The sequence below is a fragment of the Pseudomonas palmensis genome, assembly GCF_017848315.1.
Classification (GTDB): Bacteria; Pseudomonadota; Gammaproteobacteria; order Pseudomonadales; family Pseudomonadaceae; genus Aquipseudomonas; species Aquipseudomonas palmensis.
This window is the reverse complement of sequence record NZ_JAFKEC010000019.1, coordinates 62820-83851: the sequence shown is the minus strand read 5'-3', so window position 1 is coordinate 83851 and position 21032 is coordinate 62820. Positions and strand designations below refer to the sequence as shown.

The following is a 21032-nucleotide window of genomic DNA, read 5'->3' as shown; positions in this document are numbered from 1 at the left end:
CAACGTGCCATGGCCTGTGGGATCGGTGTTGTCAGCCTTGTTTGTTCGGCCGAAGATCGCAGTGGGGCCATCATGGGCCAGTCGACACCCTTGCAGCGCCCTCAGGATCGAGCGCCGCCCGCGCGGCGCTTCGCCGGCAAGGCCGGCTCCTACATTTGCTGCAACGTGCCATGGCCTGTGGGATCGGTGTTGTCAGCCTTGTTTGTTCGGCCGAAGATCGCAGTGGGGCCATCATGGGCCAGTCGACACCCTTGCAGCGCCCTCAGGATCGAGCGCCGCCCGCGCGGCACTTCGCCGGCAAGGCCGGCTCCTACAACGGTTGCAACGCACCATGGCCTTTGGGGGTTGGGGTGGCGCTACAGCATCACCAGCGTCAACACCACCAGCAACGGCAACAGCACCGCACACGACCACGCCATGTACCCGAAGAAGCTCGGCATCTTCACCCCGCGCTGCTCGGCTATCGCCTTGACCATGAAGTTCGGCGCGTTGCCAATGTAGGTCATCGCCCCCATGAACACCGAACCCATGGAGATCGCCAGCAAGGTCTGCGGCATGCGCTCCATCAACACCTGCGCATCCCCAGCCGCCATGTTGAAGAACAACAAATAGGTCGGCGCATTGTCCAGGAAGCTCGACAAGGTCCCGCTCAACCAGAAGTACATGCTGTCGATCGGCTCGCCCTGCGCACCACTCACGCTCGCCACCAACCACGCCAACTGGCCGTCACTGCCGGCCCGCAATATCGCAATCACCGGGGCAATGGTGAGAAAGATGCCCGCAAACAACTTGGCCACCTCGACGATCGGCCCCCAGTCGAACTCGTTGGCAACCCGCAGGCCGCGCGGGGTGAACCACAACGACAGCAAGGCCAGTACCACCAGCAGGCCGTCACGCAACAGGTTCTGCACCTCGACCCGAGTGCCCATCAGCTCGACGCCAATCCCCGGCTTCCAGAGGCCCGACATCAACACCGCCAGCACCACGCCCGCCAACAGCAGGAAGTTGCGCTTGCCCAGCAGGCGCAACGGCGCATCCGGCGTCGGGTCTTCGGCCAGCATCTCGTTTTCGCGGCGATAGTAGTAGCGGTCGATCAGGTAGAACACGCCCAGCAACGGCACCGCCAGCAGCACCACCGGCAAGGCCATGTGCTGCAGGGTCCAGGCAAAGCTCACACCCTTGAGAAAACCCAGGAACAACGGCGGGTCGCCCAACGGGGTCAGGCCGCCGCCGACGTTGGCCACCAGAAAGATGAAGAACACCACCACGTGCGCGGTGTGCTTGCGGTTGTCGTTGGCACGCAGCAGCGGGCGGATCAGCAGCATCGCCGCCCCCGTGGTGCCCATCACCGAGGCCAGCACCGCCCCCAGCGCCAGCAACCGCGTGTTGAGCCACGGCGAGCCATGCAGGTTGCCCTCCACCACGATCCCGCCCGAAATGGTGAACAGCGCAAACAGCAGGATGATGAACGGCAGGTACTCGGCCAGCAGTACGTGCACGCCCAGCCCCAGGCTGGCGTGCCAGCCGAAGGCAAAGCAGAACGGCAGCGCGAACAGCAGCGTCCAGCCCAGGGTGATCTTGCCGAAATGGTGATGCCACAGCGGTGCGGCCACGATGGGCAGCAAGGCGATGCTCAGCAGGATGCCGGCAAACGGCACGCCCCACAGCAGGCCCATGCGCGCGCCATCGACCTCGGCGGCGCTGGCGATGCCCGGCAGGCACAGCAACAAGAGGGCCGCCAGCAGCGACAGACAGGAACAACCACGAAACAAAGCAGGGAAAAGGCGCATCGATACCGACCGTGTGCAGATGAACAGCAGCGCGCCAGCCCGAAGGCTGGCGCGCATGAGCGAAGCATGGATGCTAAACCAAAATGCCCCGCTCGGCTGCCTACAACGCCTCCAGCGAAGCCATCAGGTCACTCAGCCGGTCGACCTTGTCGTCGCTCAGCACGGTGGCCTCGAGGCCCTCCACATAGATCGCCAGTTCCTCCACGCTGCTGCATTCGAACATGGCCCGCAGCGGCACGTTCAGTTGCAGCACCTTCTGCACCCGCGAAGCAATCTGGGTGGCCAGCAGCGAATGCCCGCCCAACTCGAAGAAGTTGTCGCGCACCCCCACCCGCTCGACCTTGAGCACATCGGCCCAGATGTCAGCCAGTTGCTGCTCCAGTTCGCTGCGCGGCGCCAGGTAGGCCTGGCTGTGCTGCTGGCCGAACTCGATGGCCGGCAGCGCCTTGCGGTCGAGCTTGCCGTTGGCGTTGCGCGGCAACTCGGCCAGCCACGCCCAGTGCAGCGGCACCATGTACTCCGGCAGTTCGGCGCGCAGGCGCTGGCGAACCTGTTCCAGCAATGGCGCCGTGTCGGCACGGCTGTCGGCCGCCACCAGGTAGCCGACCAGGTGCTTGCCGTTTGCACCCTCCTGCACGCCCACCGCCGCGTCACGCACCTGGACCTGTTCATGCAGGCGTGCCTCGATTTCGCCCAGTTCGATGCGGTAGCCGCGAATCTTCACCTGGTGATCGATGCGCCCCACGTACTCCAGCACCCCGTCGGCACGCCGGCGTGCCAGGTCGCCGGTGCGGTACAGGCGCTCGCCCGGGGCGCCGAACGGGTGCGGGATGAACGCCTGGGCCGTGCGCAGCGGGTCGCCCACGTAGCCGCGCCCTACCCCGGTGCCGGCCACGCACAGCTCGCCCACCGCGCCCAGCGGCACCAGCTCGTGATCTTCACCGAACAGGTACAGGCGGTTGTTGTCGGTCGGCGTGCCGATCGGCAGGTAGCTGCCCTGGGTGGAGGCCGCATCGACGCGGAAGAACGCCACGTCATCGGAGCACTCGGCCGGGCCGTAGGCATTCACCAGGCCGATCTGCGGGTAGCGCTCCAGCCACTGCCAGGCCAGCTCCGGCGGCATCGCCTCGCCGGTGGGCAGCATCCAGCGCAGGCCGCTCAGGTGCTGGCGCTCGTTGGCCAGCATGCCCTGGATCAGCGACGGCACGCTTTCGAGCACCGTGATGCCGGCGGCCTGCACATGCTCCAGCAGCCCTTGCGGATCGTGCGCGATGGCATTGGGCACGATCGCCACCTGCGCGCCGAACAGCGGCGCGGCAAGGAACTGCCACACCGAGATATCGAAGCTCTGCGAGGCGGTCTGCGCGATCACGTCCGCCTCGCCCAGTTGCAGGTACGGCACCTTGCTCAGCTGGTTGTTGAGCATGCCGCGCTGCTCGACCATCACGCCCTTGGGCAGGCCGGTGGAGCCGGAGGTGTAGATCACGTAGGCGAGGTTCTCCGGCGCGCTGTAGATGCCCGGGTTGGCTTCGCTGCCGTCGCCGGCCTGAATGTCCTCCCACACCAGCAGGCGCGGCCGCCCTGCACACCCCAGTTCGTCGAGCAGGGCCTGTGCCTGGGCCAGGCAGGCCCGGGTGCAGACGATCACCGGGGTGCGGCTGAGCTCGACGATGCGTTGCAGACGCGCGCCGGGCAGGCCCGGGTCCAGCGGCAGGTAGCCGGCGCCGGCCTTGAAGCTGCCGACGATCATGCCCAGCAGCGCCAGCCCGCGCTCGGCCAGCAGTGCCACCGGCTGGTCGACCTGCACCCCGGCCGCCACCAGGGCATGCCCGAGGCGGTTGGCCTGGCAGTTCAGCTCGGCGTAGCTGCACTGCTGTTCGAGGCAGCGTGCGACCACCCGATCGGGATGCGCCGCCACCCTCGCCTCGAACAACGCCGCGTAGCTCTGCTGCAGCGGATAGGCATGCTCGCTGCGGTTGCAGTCCTGCAGCAGGAAGCGCTGTTCCTGCTCGCCCAGCAGTGCCAGCTGCGCCACATCGCCGTGCAAGCCCTCCATCAGCGCCAGCAGCAGGCGCTTGAATTCTCCCAGCAGGCGTTCGACGGTGGCGCGGTCGAAGTAGCGCTGGTCGAACGACAGGTGCAGGCCCAGGTCGTCGCCGGGGTAGCACACCGCCGTGAGCGGGAAGTTGGTGTGGGTGCGGCCCGAGTCGGAGGTTGCATTCAGGCTCTGGGCGCGGTCCAGCACCGCCACTTCGACCGGGGCGTTCTCGAACACGAACAGGCTGTCGAACAGCGGCTGGCCCTTGGGCAGTTCGCTGCATTCCTGGATGTTGACCAGCGGCAGGTACTCGTACTCGCGCACCTCCATGTTGCGTTCCAGCAGGCCCTGCAGCCACTGGCGCACCGAACACCGCTGGCCGGGGGCCGGCAGGGTGACACGCAGTGCGATGCTGTTGATGAACAGGCCCACGGTGTGCTGCATCTGCGGCAGGCTGACCGGGCGCCCGGCCACGGTCACGCCGAACACCACGTCACGCTCGCCGCTGAAGCGGCTGAGCACCAGCGCCCAGGCCGCCTGGGCGAAGGTGTTGACGGTCAGCTGATGGGCCTGGGCCAGCTCGCGCAGGCGTACCCCGTCCTCCACCGCCAGGCGCGTGTAGCAGTCGCCCACCTGCATGCCGCCGTGATCGCCCGCGTGCTCGCGCAGCAGCGGGCGGTCGCTTGGAAGGTAGGTGGTGCGCTCGAAGCCCTGCAGGTTCTGCCGCCACCACTGGCGCGCCTCGTCCAGGCTCTGGTGCTGCAGCCAGCCGATGTAGTCGCGGTAGCGCGGCGGCGTCGCCAGCTGCGCCTCACGGCCCTCGCCCAGGGCCAGGTAGAGCTCGAAGAAGTCGTTCATCAGCAGCGAGCGGCACCAGGCATCGATGAGGATGTGGTGGTTGCTCATCATGAACCAGTACTGCGCCTGGCCCACGCGGATCAGGCGCAGGTGGAACGGCGCCTGCTGCAACAGCTCGAAACCGGCCTCGCGCTCCTGCTTGTGCAGGGCCTGCAGGCGTGCTTCGTGATCGGCCTGCGGGTCGGCGCTCCAGTCCTGATAGTCGATGGGCGTGGTGCCGGGCTTGTGAATGATCTGCAGCATGCCTTCGCCGGCATTCCAGCAGAACGAGGCGCGCAGGGCTTCGTGCCGCGCCACCACCGCCTGCCAGGCCTGGGCGAAGCGCTGCGGGTCGATCTCGCTGTTGATGCGGTAGCGGTCCTGCATGTAGTAGATGCCGGTGCCCGGTTCGAGCAGGGTGTGCAGCAGCATGCCCTCCTGCATCGGGGTCAGCGGGTACACGTCCTCGATCTGCGCGGCGGGCACCGGCAGGCTGTCGATCTGTGCCTGGGTCAGGCGCGCCAGCGGGAAGTCCGACGGCGTGAAGCTGCCGTTGGCGTCATCCAGGCAATGGACGATCAGGCTCGCCAGCTCGCCGAGGTAGGCGCGGGCCAGCTCTTCGATGGTCTGGGTGTCGAAGCGCTCGCGGCTGAAGGTCCAGCGCAGCTGCAACTGGCCGCCGTACACCTGGCCGTCGACGCTCAGCCAGTTGGGCAGCGGTGCGTCGAGGTCGTGGGCCAGGCCCGCGGGTTCGTCCACCGGCTGATACAGCGCCGCACTGCCGAACTGCTGGTCGAACTGGCCCAGGTAGTTGAAGGTGATGCGCGCCTGGGGCAGCGCGGCCATGGCTTCGCGGGTGGCGTCATCGGCCAGGTAGCGCAGTACCCCATACCCCAGGCCCTTGTGCGGCACGCTGCGCAGTTGCTCCTTGATCGCCTTGATCGAGGCCGCCTGCCCGGCGGCCTCCTCGATGTTCAGCGGGCTCAGGCGCAGCGGGTAGGCGCTGGTGAACCAGCCGACGCTGCGGCTCAGGTCGATCTCGTCGAACAGGGTCTCGCGGCCATGCCCTTCGAGCTGCACCAGCACCGAGGTATCGCCGCTCCAGCGGCACAGCACCCGGGCCAGCGCGGTCAGCAACAGGTCGTTGACCTGGGTGCGGTAGGCCGCGGGGGCCTGCTGCAGCAACTGGCGCGTCTGCCCCTGGCTCAGTTGCACGCTGACGGTGTGCGCCTGGCGGTGCAGATTGGCACCCTGGGGGTGGTCGCACGGCAGCTCGCGGGTGGCGGCACTGAGCTGCGCCTGCCACCAGTGCTGCTCGTCACGCAGCGAGTCGCTGCCGGCATAGGTGGCCAGGCGTGCGGCCCAGTGGCTCATCGCGCTGGTCTTGGCTGCCAGCGGCTGGCCACGGTACAGCGCCTGCAGGTCTTCGAGCAGCACGCGCCACGACACGCCATCCACCACCAGGTGATGGATCGCCAGCAGCAGGCGCTGGGCGCCCTGCCCGTCCTCCACCAGCAGCGCACGCAGCAGCGGGCCGTCGGCGAGGTCGAGGCTGCGCTGCACATCGCTGTACAGGGCCTGGCAATCCTGCAGATCGGCCACCGAAGCCTGCCACAGCAGTGCGCGCGTATCGGCCGGGGCGTAGCTGGCGCGGCCCTCGCAAAAGCGCAGGCGCAGTGCATCGTGATGCGCCACCAGCGCCTGCAGAGCCTGTTCCAGCGCTTCGCCGGCCAGGCGTTCGGCAGGCGCCAGCAGCACGGCCTGGTTCCAGTGCTGCGGTTGCACCACGTCGCTGTCGAAGAACCAGTGCTGGATCGGCGTGAGCGCTGCGGCGCCGCTGAGCGGGCCCTGTTCGATCAACGTGGCCTGGCTGCGGCTGACCACCGTGGCCAGGGTCTGCACGGTCTGCTGCTGGAACAGCTCGCGGGCGCTGAAGTGCAGGCCCAGCTGGCGGGCGCGGCTGACCACCTGGATCGACAGGATCGAGTCGCCGCCCAGTTCGAAGAAGTTGTCCTGCAGGCCCACGCGCTCGACGTTGAGCACATCGCGCCAGATCGCGGCCAGTTGCTGCTCCACCTCGCTGCGTGGCGCCTCGTAGTGCTCGCGGCCCTGCTCCCTGTCCGGCAGCGGCAGTGCGTGGCGGTCGAGCTTGCCGTTGCCGGTCAGCGGCATCTGATCCAGCAGCACCAGGTGGGCGGGCACCATGTAGTCGGGCAGGTTCACCCGCAGTTGCGCCTTGAGGCTGTCGCGCAGCGCCGCCTGCTGTTCGGCGCCGGCCTGTGCCTGCTCGCACACCAGGTAGGCAGCCAGTTGCTTGCCGCCGGGCATGTCCAGCGCCAGCACCACGGCCTCGCGCACGTCGGCATGTTCCAGCAGGCGGCTTTCGATCTCACCCAGTTCGATACGGAAGCCGCGGATCTTCACCTGATGGTCGATACGCCCCATGTACTCCACCAGCCCGTCGGCGCGCTGGCGCACCAGGTCGCCGGTGCGGTACAGGCGCCCGCCCCGCTGGCTGAACGGGTCGGCGACGAAGCGTTCGGCGCTCAGCCCAGGTCGATCATGGTAGCCCTGGGCCAGGCCTGCGCCACCGATGTACAGCTCGCCGATGGCGCCCTGCGGCAGCAGCGCCAGGTCGGCATCGAGGATGTACGCCACGCGGGCGCCGATCACCCGGCCGATCGGTACGCTGCCGACGCCCGCTTCAAGGGCCGGCGGTGCCAGGCAGGCCAGCGGCATCACCACGGTTTCGGTGGGACCGTAGGCATTGAAGAACTGCGCCGGCTTGAACGCCTCGCGAATGCGTTGCAGGTGCTCGCCGGTCAGTGCTTCGCCGCCGGTGATGCACAGGCGCACCGGCAGCTGTTCGTCGCGGCTGGCCAGCCATTGCGCCAGCTGGCTGCCGTAGCTCGGCGTGAAGCCCAGCACGCTGACCTGCTGCTGGCGGATCAGCGTGCAGATTTCCTCGGCGCCCCACTGCCCCTGGGCGCGCAGCACCACCCGTGCGCCGCTGAGCAATGGCACCAGCAGGCGCTCGGTGGCCGCGTCGAAGTTGATCGAATAGAAGTGCAGCTCGCAGTCGTCGCTGCGCATGCCGAACGCCTCGATCACCGCCAGGCAGTGCATGGCGATCTCGCCATGGCTGACCACCACGCCCTTGGGCTTGCCGGTGGAGCCGGAGGTGTAGATCAGGTAGGCCTGGTGACCCGGCAGGCTGAGTGACGGCAAGGCCTCGGCGCTGTAGCCGTGCAGCGCCGCCGCGTCGTCGTCCAGGCACCAGCGGGCCACGCCGGGCGGCAGCTCGCCCAGCCTGTCGAACAGCGCGCGCTGGCCCAGCAGCAGGCCGATGCCGCTGTCCTGGATCATGTACTGCAGGCGTTCGAGGGGGTATTCCGGGTCCAGCGGCACGTAGGCGCCGCCGGCCTTGAGGATCGCCAGCAGGCCGATCACCAGCTGCGCCGAACGCTCCAGCGCCAGGCCCACCCGCACCTGCGGGCCCACGCCACGTTCGCGCAGCACCCGCGCCAGGCGGTTGGCCCGGGCATCGAGCTGGGCGTAGCTCAGGTGTTCGCCGGCAAAGGTCAGTGCCAGTGCATCCGGGGTGCGCTGGGCCTGTGCACTGAACAGGTCATGCACGGTGCGGTTCAGGCCCGGCGCTGCGGGGTCGCCGGCCAGGTTGTCGAACAGGGCCTGGCGCTCGCCCTGGCCCAGCAGCGGCAGTTCGCACAGGCGTTGCTGCGGGTCGGCCAGCAAGGCGTCGAGCAACCGCTGCCAGTGCGCCGCCATGCGCGCGATGCGCGGCGCGTCGAACAGGTCGCAACTGTAGGTCAGGCAGCAGCCCAGGCGACGGTCGAGGTCGGTGACTTCCAGGTTGAGGTCGAACTTGGTCGCCCGGGCGTCGTTGACCAGGTACTCCACCTGCATGCCGGCCAGTTGGCGGCTCTGCTGGAATTCCCAGCGCTGCACGTTGCACATCACCTGGAACAGCGGGTTGTAGGCGGCGCTGCGCGGTGGCTGCAAGGCTTCGACCAGGTGGTCGAACGGCAGGTCCTGGTGCGACTGGCCGTCGATCACGGTCTGGCGCACCTGCTCGATCAGGTCGGCCACGCGCATCTGCCCGTCCAGCTGGCAACGCAGCACCTGGGTGTTGAGGAAGGCGCCGATCAACCCCTCGCTTTCCGGGCGGATGCGGTTGGCCACCGGTGCGCCGATGCGCAGGTCGGTCTGCCCGCTGTAGCGGTACAGCAGCAGCGCCAGGGTGGCGGTCATGGTCATGAACAGGGTCAGGCCATGCTCGGCATTGAAGGCGCGCACCCTGGCGGCCAGCTCATCGCTCAGGTCGAAGCGGTACAGCTCGCCGCGGTGGCTCTGCACCGCCGGGCGCGGACGATCGGCGGGCAATTCCAGCACCGGGTGTTCATCGCCCAGCTGTGCGCGCCAGTAGTCCAGCTGGCGCTGGCGCTCGCCGGCCTCCAGCCACTGGCGCTGCCACACGCTGTAGTCCAGGTACTGCACCGGCAGCGGTTCGAGCGGCGAATCGCGGTCGTCGAGAAACGCTTCGTACAGCTCGCCCAGCTCGCGGGCAAAGATGTCCATGGCCCAGCCTTCGATGACGATGTGGTGCAGGGTGAGCACGAAGTAGTGCTCCTGCTCGCCGGCCTTGACCAGGCAGGCACGCAGCAGCGGCCCGGTCTCCAGGTCGAACGGCTGGTGCGCCTGCTCGTCGGCCAGGGCCTGCAGGCGCTGCTGGCGCTGCACCTGGTCGTGGGCCGAAAAATCCAGCCAGTTCATCACCAGCCCGGTGTCGGGCGAAACGGCCTGGTACGGTACGCCATCGATGCTCGGGAAGGTGGTGCGCAAGGTCTCGTGGCGCACGATCAGCGCCTGCAGGGCCTGTTCGAAGCGGCTGACGTCCAGCACCCCGCGCAGGCGTGCCATGCCGCCGACGTTGTAGGCCGGGCTGTCCGGCTCCATCTGCCAGAGGAACCACATGCGCTGCTGCGAGTACGACAGCGGCACCGGCTGGCTGCGGTCGATGCGCGTTATTTCGCCTTGCAGGTTGTGCTGCCCGGCCAGTTGCAGGACCTCGATGCGTGCGGCGAAGGCGCCCAGCGCGCTGGCTTCGAACAGGGTGCGCAGCGGGAGTTCGACGTCGCAGGCCTGGCGCGTGCGGGCGATGATCTGGGTGGCCAGCAGCGAGTGCCCGCCGAGGGCGAAGAAGTCATCGTCCAGGCCGACCCGCGCCAGGCCCAGCACATCGCACCAGATGGCGGCGATCTGCTGTTGCAGCGGTGTGACCGGGGCAACATGCACGCGCTGCTGCCAGCTCGGCTCGGGCAGCGCCTTGCGGTCGAGCTTGCCGCTGGGGCCCAGCGGCATCTGCGCCAGGTGCACCAGTTGCGCGGGCACCATGTAGGGCGGCAATTGCGCCGCCAGTGCGCTCAGCAATGCTTCGCCGCAGTCGTGCGCGTGGGTGTAGTAGCCGACCAGTTGCGGGCCGGCCGCCGTGTCGCGTACCAGCACCACGGCCTGCTCCACGCCCGGCTGGGCCAGCAGGCAGGCCTGCACCTCTTCGGGCTCTACACGAAAACCGCGCAGTTTGACCTGCTGGTCGATGCGGCCCAGGTATTCCAGTGCCCCCAGGTCGGCCAGCCAGCGCGCACGGTCGCCGCTGCGGTACAGGCGCTGGCCGTCGGCGCCGGGCACGAAGCGTTCGGCGGTGAGGCCCGGCCGGCCCAGGTAGCCACGGGCCAGGCCCGCACCGCCCAGGCACAGCTCACCGGGCACCCCCACAGGCGAAAGCGCCAGCTCCTCATCGAGCACCTGGCACTGCACGTTGGCCAGGGGCCGGCCGATGGGCGAGCGCAGGCCGTCTTCACGGCGGCAGTGCCAGTGGGTGACGTTGATCGCGGTTTCGGTCGGGCCATAGCGGTTGTGCAGTGCCACGTGCGGCAGTACCTGCAGCACACGGTCGCGCAGCGCCGCCGGCAACGCCTCGCCGCCGGAGAACACCCGGCGCAGGCTGGTACAGGCGGCCGCCAGGGGCTCCTGCACGAACACCTGCAACAGCGGCGGCACGAAGTGCAGCGTGGTCACGCCATGCTGCTGCACCAGTTCGGCGATGCGCTGCGGGTCGCGGTGCTCGCCGGGGCCGGCCAGCACCAGCGTGCAGCCCTGGGCCAGCGGCCAGAAGCATTCCCACACCGACACGTCGAAGCTGATCGGGGCTTTTTGCAGCAGCACGTCGTGTTCGTCCAGCGCATAGGTGGCCTGCATCCAGTGCAGGCGCTCGGCCAGGGCCGCATGGGTGTTGCCCACGCCCTTGGGCTGGCCGGTGGAGCCGGAGGTGTAGATCACGTAGGCCAGGTTGTCACCGTGCAGGTGCAGGCCCGGCGCCTGGCTGGGCCAGTTGTCCAGGTGCAGGGTGTCCATGGCGATGGTACTCACGCCCTCGACCTGGGGCAGGCGTTCGAGCACCTCGCTGTGGCTGAGCAGCAGGCTTGCGCCGCAGTCGGCGAGCATGTAGGCCAGGCGCTCGGCCGGGTAGTCGACGTCCAGCGGCACGTAGGCACCACCGGCCTTGAGAATCGCCAGCAGGCCCACCAGCAGCTGCGGCGAACGCTCGGCGGCAATCGCCACGCACACGTCCGGGCCCACGCCCTTGTCGCGCAGGTAATGGGCCAGGCGGTTGGCCTGGGTGTGCAGGCTCGCGTAGTCCAGGCTGCCGCCGGCCCATACCAGCGCGGTGCGCTGCGGGGTGCTGCGCGCCTGTTCGTTGAGTTGCTCCACCAGCCACTGGCCGGGGGCCGCTGCCGGGGCCTGGCCCCAGTCGAGCAGTTGGGCGCGGCCCGGGGCGTCGAGCAGGTTCAGCTCGGCCAGCGGCAGCTGCGGCGCGCTGCTCACCTGCTGCAGCAGGCTGACCAGTTGCGCGGCCAGGCGCTCGATGCTGGCAGCGTCGAACAGCTCGTCGGCATAGTCGAAGGAAAGGCTGATGCGGCCCTGGTGGTCTTCTTCGCTGTGCAGTTGCAGGTCGAACTTGGCCTCGCGGCTGTGCCACGCCAGTTCGTCGGCCAACAGCCCCGGCAGGCGGCGCAAGGCGCCGAGGTCGCGCTGCTGGTGGTTGAACATGACCTGGAACAGGCCCTGCTCGCGGGCCTCGGGGAAGGCTTCGACCAACTGCTCGAACGGCAGGTCCTGGTTGGCCTGGGCTTCAAGGGTGCGCTGGCGCACCTGGGCCAGCAAGGCACTGAAGGGCTGGCGCGGGTCAAGCTCGGCACGCAGCACCTGGGGGTTGATGAAGAAGCCGACCAGGCCCTGGGTTTCCAGGCGCGGGCGGTTGGCATTGGGCACGCCGACGCGGATGTCGCGCTGGCCGCTGTAGCGGTGCAGCAGGGTTTGCCAGGCCGCCAGCAACAGCATGAACAGGCTGGCATCGTGGGCCTGGGCCACCTGGCGCAGTGCAGTGCCCAGCGCCGGCTCAAGACGCAGGCTCAGGCGCGTGGCGCTGTTGCGCTGCTGCACCGAGCGCGGGTGATCGGTGGGCAGGTCGAGCACTGGCTGCGCATCGCCGAGCAAGGCCTTCCAGTAGGCGAGCTGGCGGGTACTTTCCCCCTGGGCCAGCCACTGGCGCTGCCAGCTGGCATAGTCGGCGTAATGCACCGGCAACGTATTCAGTCGCGCCTGCTGGCCCTGGCAGGCGGCGGCATACAGGCGCGCGAATTCGTCCAGCAGAATGTTCATCGACCAACCGTCGGCGATGATGTGGTGCAGGGTCACCCACAGCTGATGGGTTTCGTTGTCCTGGCGTACCAGGGTGACCCGCAGCAGCGGCCCGCGCTCCAGGTCGAAGGGTTGGCGCGCCTCGTCTTCGCGCAACTGCTGAACGCGGGCCGGGGTTTCGTGCCCCAGGTCCAGGCTTTGCACCTGCAACGCCAGGTTCGCCAGCACGCGCTGCACCGGTTGCCCGTGGTGGTCGGCAAACACCGTGCGCAGCGCTTCATGGCGGGCCACCAGCGCCTGGAAGCTGCTGCGCAGCGCAGCCTCGTCCAGTTCGCCGCGCAGGCGCAGGCCCCCCGGGATGTTGTAGGCCGCACTGCCAGGCTCCAGTTGCCACAGCAGCCACAGCCGGGCCTGAGCCAGCGATTGCGGCAGCGCCTGTTCGCGGGGCAATTGCGCGATGGCGCCCTGGGCCACCCCGCCGTCGATGTGCAGGCGGGCCACCTGGGCAGTGAAGCCTGCCAGGGTCGGCGCTTCGAACAGCAGGCTCAGGCTCAGTTCCAGCCCCAGTTCGTCACGCAGGCGCGCCGTGAGCTGGGTGGCGGCGATGGAGTTGCCGCCGAGCAGGAAGAAGTGATCGTCGTCGCCCACCTCGGCCACGTTCAGTTGCTCGCACCACAGCCGCGCGATCAGCGCCTGCAACCCGTCGCCGCTCGGCGCCGCGTGGCGTGCGGCAGGCGCCTGGGCCTCCGGGAAGCGGGCGTAGCAGTCCAGGCTGCCATCGTGCAGGCGCAGGCGGCAGGCCGAACGCTGCAACTTGCCGCTGGAGGTCTTGGGCAACGCACCGGGGTTGAGCAGCAGCACCACCGCCGGTGCCTGCTGGCAGGCATCGGCGATGACCTGGCGCAGGGTGCGGATCAGGTTCGCCGGCTCGATGACCTTCTGCACGTTGCGGCTGATCTCCACCGCGATGCCGATACCCTCCTCGCCCTGGTCGTCGACGGCGAACACTGCCACGCGGCCCTTGCGCAGCACGTCGACCTCGCGCTCCAGGGTCTTTTCCAGGTCCTGCGGGTAGAGGTTGTGCCCGCGTACGATGAGCATGTCCTTCAGGCGCCCGGTGACGAACAGTTCGCCGTCACGCATGAAGCCCAGGTCGCCGGTGCGCAGCCAGGTGCGCCCGCCGTGCTCGACGAAGGTCTTTGCGCTGGCCTCGGGGTTGCGCCAGTAACCGTGGGCGATGCTCGGGCCGGCGGCCCAGATCTCGCCCACCTGGTTGTCGCCCAGCACAGCCAGGGTGTGCGGTTCGACGACCTGCACCGCGTGCAGCGGCTGGCTGAAGCCGCAGCTCATCTGCACGCTGCCCTCGCCTGCTTCGGCGCGGTTGTGCGCCAGTGCCGCGCTGTCCAGCGCCAGCGCGGGGATACCGCCGCCGCGCACGCTGCCACTGACGAACAGGGTGGCTTCGGCCAGGCCGTAGCTGGCGAAGAAACTCGAGGGCACGAAACCGCACGCGGCGAATTTGTCGGCAAAGCTGTCGAGGCTGTCCTGGCGGATCGGCTCGGAGCCCGAATAGGCCACGCGCCAGCAGCTCAGGTCGAGGCTGGCCAGCGCCGCACTGCTGACGCGCTCGTTGCACAGGCGGTAGGCGAAGTCCGGCCCGCCGCTGATGGTGCCGCGGTAATCGCTGATCGCCTGCAGCCAGCGCTGCGGCCGCGCCAGGAAGTAGGCCGGGGCCATCAGCACGCAGGGCACGCCGCTGAAGATCGGTTGCAGCAGGCCGCCGATCAGGCCCATGTCGTGGTACAGCGGCAGCCAGCTGACGATCACGTCGTCGGGGTTCACGTCGATGCCGAAGCCGTGGCGGATCAGCACTTCGTTGGCCACCAGGTTGCCGTGGCTGACCTGCACGCCCTTGGGCAGCGCGGTGGAGCCGGAGGTGTACTGCAGAAAGGCGATGTCGTCCGGCTTGAGCGACGGGGCCTGCCACTGCTCGCCCAGGCCGGCGTCGAGGTGATCGACGCTGAGCAGCTGCGGCGCATCCTCGCCCTTGAGTGCATCCAGGGCCAGCAGGCTGTTGTGCAGGTTGTCGACGGTCAGCAGCAGGCGCGGCTGGGCGTCCTCGATGATCGACAGCAGGCGGGCCTGGTGGTGGGTGCGCGAGGATTCCGGCGGATAGGCCGGCACGGCGATCACCCCGGCATACAGGCAGCCGAAGAACGCGGCGACGTAGTCCGGGCCACTGGGGAACAGCAGAATCGCGCGGTCGCCCGGCACCGCACGCGTCTGCAATGCGGCGGCGATGCTGCATGCACGCAGGTGCAGGTCACGGTAGCTGAGCACGGCCTGGTCGCGGGCGTCTTCGGCGAGAAAGCGCAAGGCCACCCGCTCAGGGGTCAGCGCAGCACGCTGGTTGAGGGCCTGGACCAGCGTAACCGGGAGTTCGAAGGCGTCCGTCATGGAAAGTTCCTGCCAGTGTCTGTACGTGAAAATCGGCATCGCGGGGCGCAGGGAGCCGGGTGTTCGGGCACCGGCACACGCCCTTCAGGGGCCGAGGATGTACACAGGGGAACGGATGAACGGGTGAAATAATTAGGCGCCACTGTGGCGCGGCGACAGGTGATTTTCGAAGCGGATCACGGGGTGGTGCTTAGAACCAAAAAACAGTTTGAAGTATTACTTTTCGCATTTGACAATAATTATCATTAAGAATAGCTTGTCGCACGTCGTAGGAAGCATCTCCTCGCGGAGTGCTTCGCTTCCCTCTTCGAGAACAAGGTGAAATTTCCATGGCGGAACAACTGTCCACAAGTAAGTGCGATTCACCGTTACTCCAAGCGTTCGTCGACAATCGCAGCATTCTGGTGAAAATTGCCGCCCGGATCACCGGGTGTCGCTCACGCGCCGAGGATGTCGTGCAGGACGCTTTCTTCCGGCTCAGTGCAGCCCCGCAGATCACCTCGTCGTTCAAGGCGCAGTTGAGCTACCTGTTCCAGATCGTGCGCAACCTGGCCATCGACCATTACCGCAAGCAGGCGATGGAGCTGAAGTATTCCGGCAGCGAAGAGGAAGGTCTGAATGTGGTCATCCATGGTGCCTCGCCCGAAGCCACGCACATCAATTTCGCGACGCTTGAGCACATTGCCGATGCGCTGAGCGAGCTGCCGCAGCGCACCCGCTATGCGTTCGAGATGTACCGCCTGCATGGCGTGCCGCAGAAGGACATCGCCAAGGAGCTGGGCGTGTCGCCGACCCTGGTGAACTTCATGATTCGCGATGCGCTGGTGCATTGCCGCAAGGTGTCGCTGGCGCGGGGTGAGGTGGCCTGAAGGGGCCACCCGGCGCCGCTGCTGCCCTGTAGGAGCCGGCGTTGCCGGCGATCCTCCCTCCAGGCCAGATGCCGGGTGTCCGGCAGCACGAGCGCCTTGTGCTGGTTCGCCGGCAACGCCGGCGCCTACAGGATCGGTTGCCGGCCTATACCAGCCTGCAGCGCTCGAAGAAGCGCTCGCGTCCCAGGATCATCAGCGCCGCACGCTTGTGCGGGAAGTCGAATTCCTTCTCGCAGTGAAAGCACTGGTCATGCATGTACCCGATCATCTTGGCATTGTCGGCCCGAGGCTCGGCCACCACGCGCTGGGTGCGCGGGTCGTCCAGGAACAGGTAGTGCACCAGCGCCGACAGCCAGCTGGCCACCTTGTGCGGCCCGCGGTGCGCCTGCTCCCCTACCAGCATGTGAATGCCACGGTCGTAGTCGTCGGCCGCATAGAACGGTGCAATCCGGTCCTCCTTGGCCCAGTAGGCTTCGAAGTAGGCAAACGGCTGGTCGTCGAAGCAGCCGATCAGGGTCAGTGTGTGCGGGTCGGCCTCAAGCTTGCTCAGGTAGTCGCGGTGCTGTTCGAGGCTGCCGCCCTCCTGCCAGAAGCTCAGCACCCGCGGGTTGTTCTGCCAACGGTTGAAGCGCTCCAGGTCGTGGTCGATTTCCAGGGTCCGCAACGAGATCCAGGCCCCCAGCCGCGCATCGAAGCGCCTATACACTTCCCCCCGCGGCTTGGGCGCACGGCGCGGATGACGCTTGCCGGCACTGATCTGCATCTGCTGCGGGTACACGCCCGACAGCGATTCGCCCAGCCACGGTTGCGGCAACTGCCAGAACAGCGTGCGTTCGCAGCGGTAGCGCCCCGCCTGTTCGTCGGCCACCAGCAGGCCGCTGGCCAGTGCCGCCTCGGGCACCTGCGCCAGATGCCAGCACAGGCGCTGACACCCCGGATCGCGGGAAAACAGCCAATAGCACGCGGCCCACAACGCCTGCTGTGGGCGCTCGGGGCAGGTGTATTGCAGGTGCACGTTGAGGTCGTCACCGCGCTCCAGACGCAGGCGCACCAATGGCGTGTCTTCGAGCACCAGGCTCAGGTGGCAGTCGGTTTCATCGGCGCTGAGGCTGCGCCAGCGCGGCAGGGACAACGCGCAGGTTGCGGTATCGGAAGGCATGGTCTTGGGCTCACGAAGTGGAAGAGACAATCTCACTGCTGTTGACGTGAAAACCGTGGGCGAATTTAGGGCGAATGGGCCGCGCTGACACCGATCTGGTAAGGCCCGAAGATGTCCTGCAACTGACCGTTCTCGTGCAGTTGCTGCAACAGACGGGCAAAGGCCTCGCCACTGATCGGTGCCTGGGGACGCAGCAGTGCGTAATGGTGATAGGTCTGGTCGGTACGCTCGGAGGCCAGGAACTGGCCTCGGTAATCCTCGTGGCGCGCCAGAAAGTCGTACAGGTACGAACGGGTCACCAAGGCCACGTCGGCGCGGTCGCGCTGCACCATCATCAGGTTGCTGTCGTGGGAATAGGTCAGGGTGGCGCCGAATGTTTGCTGCAGGTACCTGGCGTCGGCATTGAAACCGGCGAAGGCGTAGTGATAGCCGCTGTACAACGCCAGGCGCTTGCCCTGCAGGCTGTCGAAGTAACCCTGGCCGCGGCCTTCGATATTGTGCGTGACGAAGACTTCGGCATCTTCGAGGCCGAGATCGACCTTGACGAAGTCGATGCCTTTCCAGCCCCAGTCAGGGTTTTCGAAGATCGCCATGTCGATGCGACCCTCGTTGAAGTCGCGAAAGCGTCGCGGTATGGAGGTGGGCACCAGCGTGAAATGGTAGGTGTCCTGAAGCGCGTTCAAGGCCTGGATCAACTGCGCCAGCAGGCCGCTGCCGGTATCGCGTTCGGGATTGACGGTGTACGGCGGAAAGTGCGCTGCGCCGATCCTGATCTGCTCCTGGGCACACGCCGGTGTGGTCAGCCACGCCACCGCGAGCATCGACAGGGAGAGCACGACCTGTGGCAGTGACGCTGAACTCAAGGCAACACACTCTTTACGGGTTCGCGCCTAAACTAGGCGTTTTCCTACGCTTGCACAACTGGCAGAACCATCAGGCAAATGGCCACGGGATACCGCACAGGCCACAGATTGGCTACGCTCAGGCGAGTATCTGTCAAGGAGCCTGCCATGGGCCACTGGTTGGTGATCGACCTGGAAGCTACCACCGACGAGGGTGGCTGGCCGATCGAAGACATGGAAATCATCGAGATCGGCGCCAGCCTGGTCAACCGCGAAGGCCGCGAGGTGGACCACTTCCAGCGCTTCGTCAAACCCCGGCGGCGCCCGCTGCTGACGCCCTTTTGCCGTGAGCTGACGCATATCGCCCAGGCGGACATCGACGCCGCCGCCTCCTTTGCCAAGGTGTGGGACGGGTTCGAGCACTGGCTGCAGCATCAGCAGGCGCACCTGCAGGGCTGGGTCAGCTGGGGCGACTACGATCGCCGCCAGCTGCTGCAGGAATGGCAGGTGCACCAGGTACACAGCCTGCTGGCCGACACCTGCCACCTCAACCTCAAGCAGCGCTTCGCCAAGGCCCGCCACCTGAAACGCCCGCCCGGGCTCAAGGGCGCGCTGGCCCTGGCCGGGCTGCAGTTTGTCGGGCAGCAGCACCGCGCCCTGGAAGATGCGCGCAATACCGCACGCCTGCTGCCGCTGAGCCTGCCGGCCCAGGGCGCCTGAAAGCGGATGACGCCACCGGGAGGCTTGGGCATACTGGCCAGCCCTTTTTTGCCCCTTTCAGGAGTCGCCCATGTTTAAGGTCAACGAGTACTTTGATGGCACGGTCAAGTCGATCGCCTTCACCGGCGCCGAAGGCCCGGCCACTGTCGGCGTGATGGCCCCGGGCGAGTACGAGTTCGGTACGGCCAAGCGCGAGATCATGCACGTGGTGTCCGGCGCCCTGATCGTCAAGCTGCCGGGCAGCGACAACTGGGAAACCTTTACCGCCGGCAGCCAGTTCAATGTGCCGGCCGACAGCAAGTTCCAGCTGCAGGTGAAGGTCGATACCGCCTACCTGTGCGAATACCGCGACTGATTCAAAGGCTTCGCCGGCAAGGCCGGCTCCTGCAGGGGACTGCGGTCGTTGCAGGAGCCGGCCTTGCCGGCGAAGCGGCCATCAGCGTAAAAACGCCACGATGCTGTCCGCCGCCGCCCCCAGGTGGTGCGCATGGCTGAACCCCGAGGCCTTCAGCGGCTTCAAGTCATGATCCCCTGCCACCAGCCAGCACAGCTCGATGGCTGACGACAGTGCATACCCCTCCACCGTCTCGCGATTGCCCAGCGCATCACGCTCGCCCTGCACGATCAGGGTTGGCGTCTTCAGTTCGGCCAGGTGCGCCACCCGCGGCTTCTCGGGCTTGCCCGCGGCATAGAACGGGTACCCCAGGCACACCAGCGCATCCACCCCCAGTTCGTCCGCCACCAGGCTGGCCATGCGCCCGCCCATGGACTTGCCGCCGATCACCAGCGGCCCAGCGACCAATGGTCGCACCTGGGCCACCACTTCGCGCCAGCAGTCGAGCAGGCGGGCCTGGGGGTTTGGCGGCCTTCTGCCACCATCGAGCCGGCGCTGGGCCATGTAGGGAAACTCGAAGCGCAGTACCGCCAGCCCTTGCGCGGCAAGCCTCTGCGCCATGTCGGTCATGAACGCGCTGTCCATGGGTGCGCCCGCGCCGTGGGCCAGGATCAGGCACCCCAGGGGCGACGCATCTGCCTGATTTTGCGGGGCATCGTACAACCAGCCGCGTTGTTCGACCCACTGCGCCCATTGATCCCCGTCAATACCGGCCACTTGCCCATTACTCATGCTTGCCTCGCTGTTTAGCCTGCCTATAACCGTGGATGGGAACCCATACATGAACACAACCAGCAGTACCGCCTACAACTACCAGGTGGTCCGCCAATTCGCCATTATGACGGTGGTGTGGGGAATCGTCGGGATGGGGCTCGGCGTTTTTCTCGCCGCGCAGCTCGTCTGGCCTTCACTCAACTTCGACCTCCCGTGGACCAGCTTCGGGCGCCTGCGCCCCTTGCACACCAACGCGGTGATCTTCGCCTTCGGGGGCTGTGCACTGTTCGCCGCCTCCTACTACTCGGTACAGCGTACCTGCCAGACCGTGCTGTTCTCGCCACGCCTTGCCGCCTTTACCTTCTGGGGCTGGCAACTGGTGATCGTGCTCGCGGCCGTCAGCCTGCCGCTGGGTTATACCAGCTCCAAGGAATACGCCGAACTGGAATGGCCGATCGACATCCTGATCACCATCGTCTGGGTGGCCTACGCCGTGGTGTTCTTCGGCACCCTGATGAAGCGCACCACCAAGCACATCTACGTGGGCAACTGGTTCTTCGGTGCGTTCATCATCACCGTGGCGATCCTGCATATCGTCAACAACCTGGAAATCCCGGTCAGCCTGACCAAGTCGTACTCGCTGTACGGCGGCGCCACCGACGCGATGGTGCAATGGTGGTACGGCCACAACGCCGTAGGCTTCTTCCTGACCGCAGGCTTCCTGGGCATGATGTACTACTTCGTGCCCAAGCAGGCCGAGCGCCCGGTGTACTCGTATCGCCTGTCGATCGTGCACTTCTGGGCCCTGATCACCCTGTACATCTGGGCCGGCCCGCACCACCTGCACTACACCGCCCTGCCCGACTGGGCGCAGTCGCTGGGCATGGTGATGTCGCTGATCCTGCTGGCGCCCAGCTGGGGCGGCATGATCAACGGCATGATGACCCTCTCGGGCGCCTGGCATAAGCTGCGCAGCGACCCGATCCTGCGCTTTCTGGTGGTATCGCTGGCGTTCTACGGCATGTCGACCTTCGAAGGCCCGATGATGGCGATCAAGACCGTCAACGCCCTGTCGCACTACACCGACTGGACCATCGGCCACGTACACGCCGGCGCCCTTGGCTGGGTAGCGATGATCTCGATCGGCGCGCTGTACCACATGATCCCGAAAGTGTTCGGCCGCGAGCAGATGTACAGCCTGGGCCTGATCAACGCGCACTTCTGGCTGGCGACCATCGGCACCGTGCTGTACATCGCCTCGATGTGGGTCAACGGCATCGCCCAGGGCCTGATGTGGCGTGCAGTCAACGCCGACGGCACCCTGACCTACTCCTTCGTCGAAACCCTGGTGGCCAGCCACCCTGGCTTCATCGTGCGGTTCGTGGGCGGTGCGATCTTCCTCACCGGCATGTTCCTGATGGCCTGGAACACCTGGCGCACCGTGCGTGCCCCAGCGGGCGAGACCGCCAACGCCACTGCGCAGCTGGCCTGAG

Annotated in this window: 9 protein-coding genes; 4 read left to right on the top strand and 5 right to left on the bottom strand. The window is 67.2% G+C overall.

Annotated features, from left to right (window positions below):
* Window positions 1–356: 356 nt before the first annotated feature.
* Together JZZ72_RS12915 and JZZ72_RS12910 are read right to left on the bottom strand one after the other, a co-directional pair.
* Window positions 357–1730, bottom strand: coding sequence for a sodium:proton antiporter (locus JZZ72_RS12915; protein WP_229590412.1), 1374 nt, complete (start codon window positions 1728–1730; stop codon window positions 357–359).
* A gap of 160 nt (window positions 1731–1890) precedes the next feature.
* Window positions 1891–14841 (bottom strand): non-ribosomal peptide synthetase, encoded by a 12951-nt coding sequence (locus JZZ72_RS12910; RefSeq protein WP_210014533.1) that lies wholly within the window; start codon window positions 14839–14841, stop codon window positions 1891–1893.
* A 329-nt stretch (window positions 14842–15170) separates the two neighbouring features.
* On the opposite strand from JZZ72_RS12910, the gene JZZ72_RS12905 reads away from it, so the two are divergent.
* On the top strand, window positions 15171–15710 hold the full coding sequence (locus JZZ72_RS12905) for an RNA polymerase factor sigma-70 (RefSeq protein ID WP_043862395.1): 540 nt from the start codon (window positions 15171–15173) through the stop codon (window positions 15708–15710).
* 145 nt (window positions 15711–15855) lie between these two features.
* Here the strand turns inward: JZZ72_RS12905 and JZZ72_RS12900 are convergent, their stop codons facing one another.
* Together JZZ72_RS12900 and JZZ72_RS12895 are read right to left on the bottom strand one after the other, a co-directional pair.
* Window positions 15856–16869: a GNAT family N-acetyltransferase gene (locus JZZ72_RS12900; RefSeq protein ID WP_210014532.1), complete on the bottom strand. Its 1014-nt coding sequence runs from the start codon at window positions 16867–16869 to the stop codon at window positions 15856–15858.
* 65 nt (window positions 16870–16934) lie between these two features.
* Entirely contained in the window at window positions 16935–17690 is a 756-nt protein-coding gene (locus JZZ72_RS12895; RefSeq protein WP_043862419.1) for a substrate-binding periplasmic protein, read from the bottom strand.
* Window positions 17691–17879: 189 nt separating this feature from the next.
* Between JZZ72_RS12895 and JZZ72_RS12890 the strand changes: the two genes are divergently transcribed.
* On the top strand, window positions 17880–18431 hold the full coding sequence (locus tag JZZ72_RS12890; protein ID WP_043862393.1) for an exonuclease domain-containing protein: 552 nt from the start codon (window positions 17880–17882) through the stop codon (window positions 18429–18431).
* A gap of 70 nt (window positions 18432–18501) precedes the next feature.
* Window positions 18502–18786 carry a pyrimidine/purine nucleoside phosphorylase gene (ppnP, locus tag JZZ72_RS12885; protein WP_088515639.1) on the top strand — a complete coding sequence of 95 codons (285 nt, stop codon included), beginning with the start codon at window positions 18502–18504 and terminating at the stop codon, window positions 18784–18786.
* A gap of 81 nt (window positions 18787–18867) precedes the next feature.
* On the opposite strand, the gene JZZ72_RS12880 is transcribed toward ppnP, so the two are convergent.
* Window positions 18868–19557, bottom strand: coding sequence for an alpha/beta fold hydrolase (locus tag JZZ72_RS12880; protein ID WP_043862391.1), 690 nt, complete (start codon window positions 19555–19557; stop codon window positions 18868–18870).
* Window positions 19558–19606: 49 nt separating this feature from the next.
* Between JZZ72_RS12880 and ccoN the strand changes: the two genes are divergently transcribed.
* On the top strand, window positions 19607–21031 hold the full coding sequence (gene ccoN / locus JZZ72_RS12875) for a cytochrome-c oxidase, cbb3-type subunit I (RefSeq protein WP_043862390.1): 1425 nt from the start codon (window positions 19607–19609) through the stop codon (window positions 21029–21031).
* Window position 21032 lies beyond the last annotated feature (1 nt).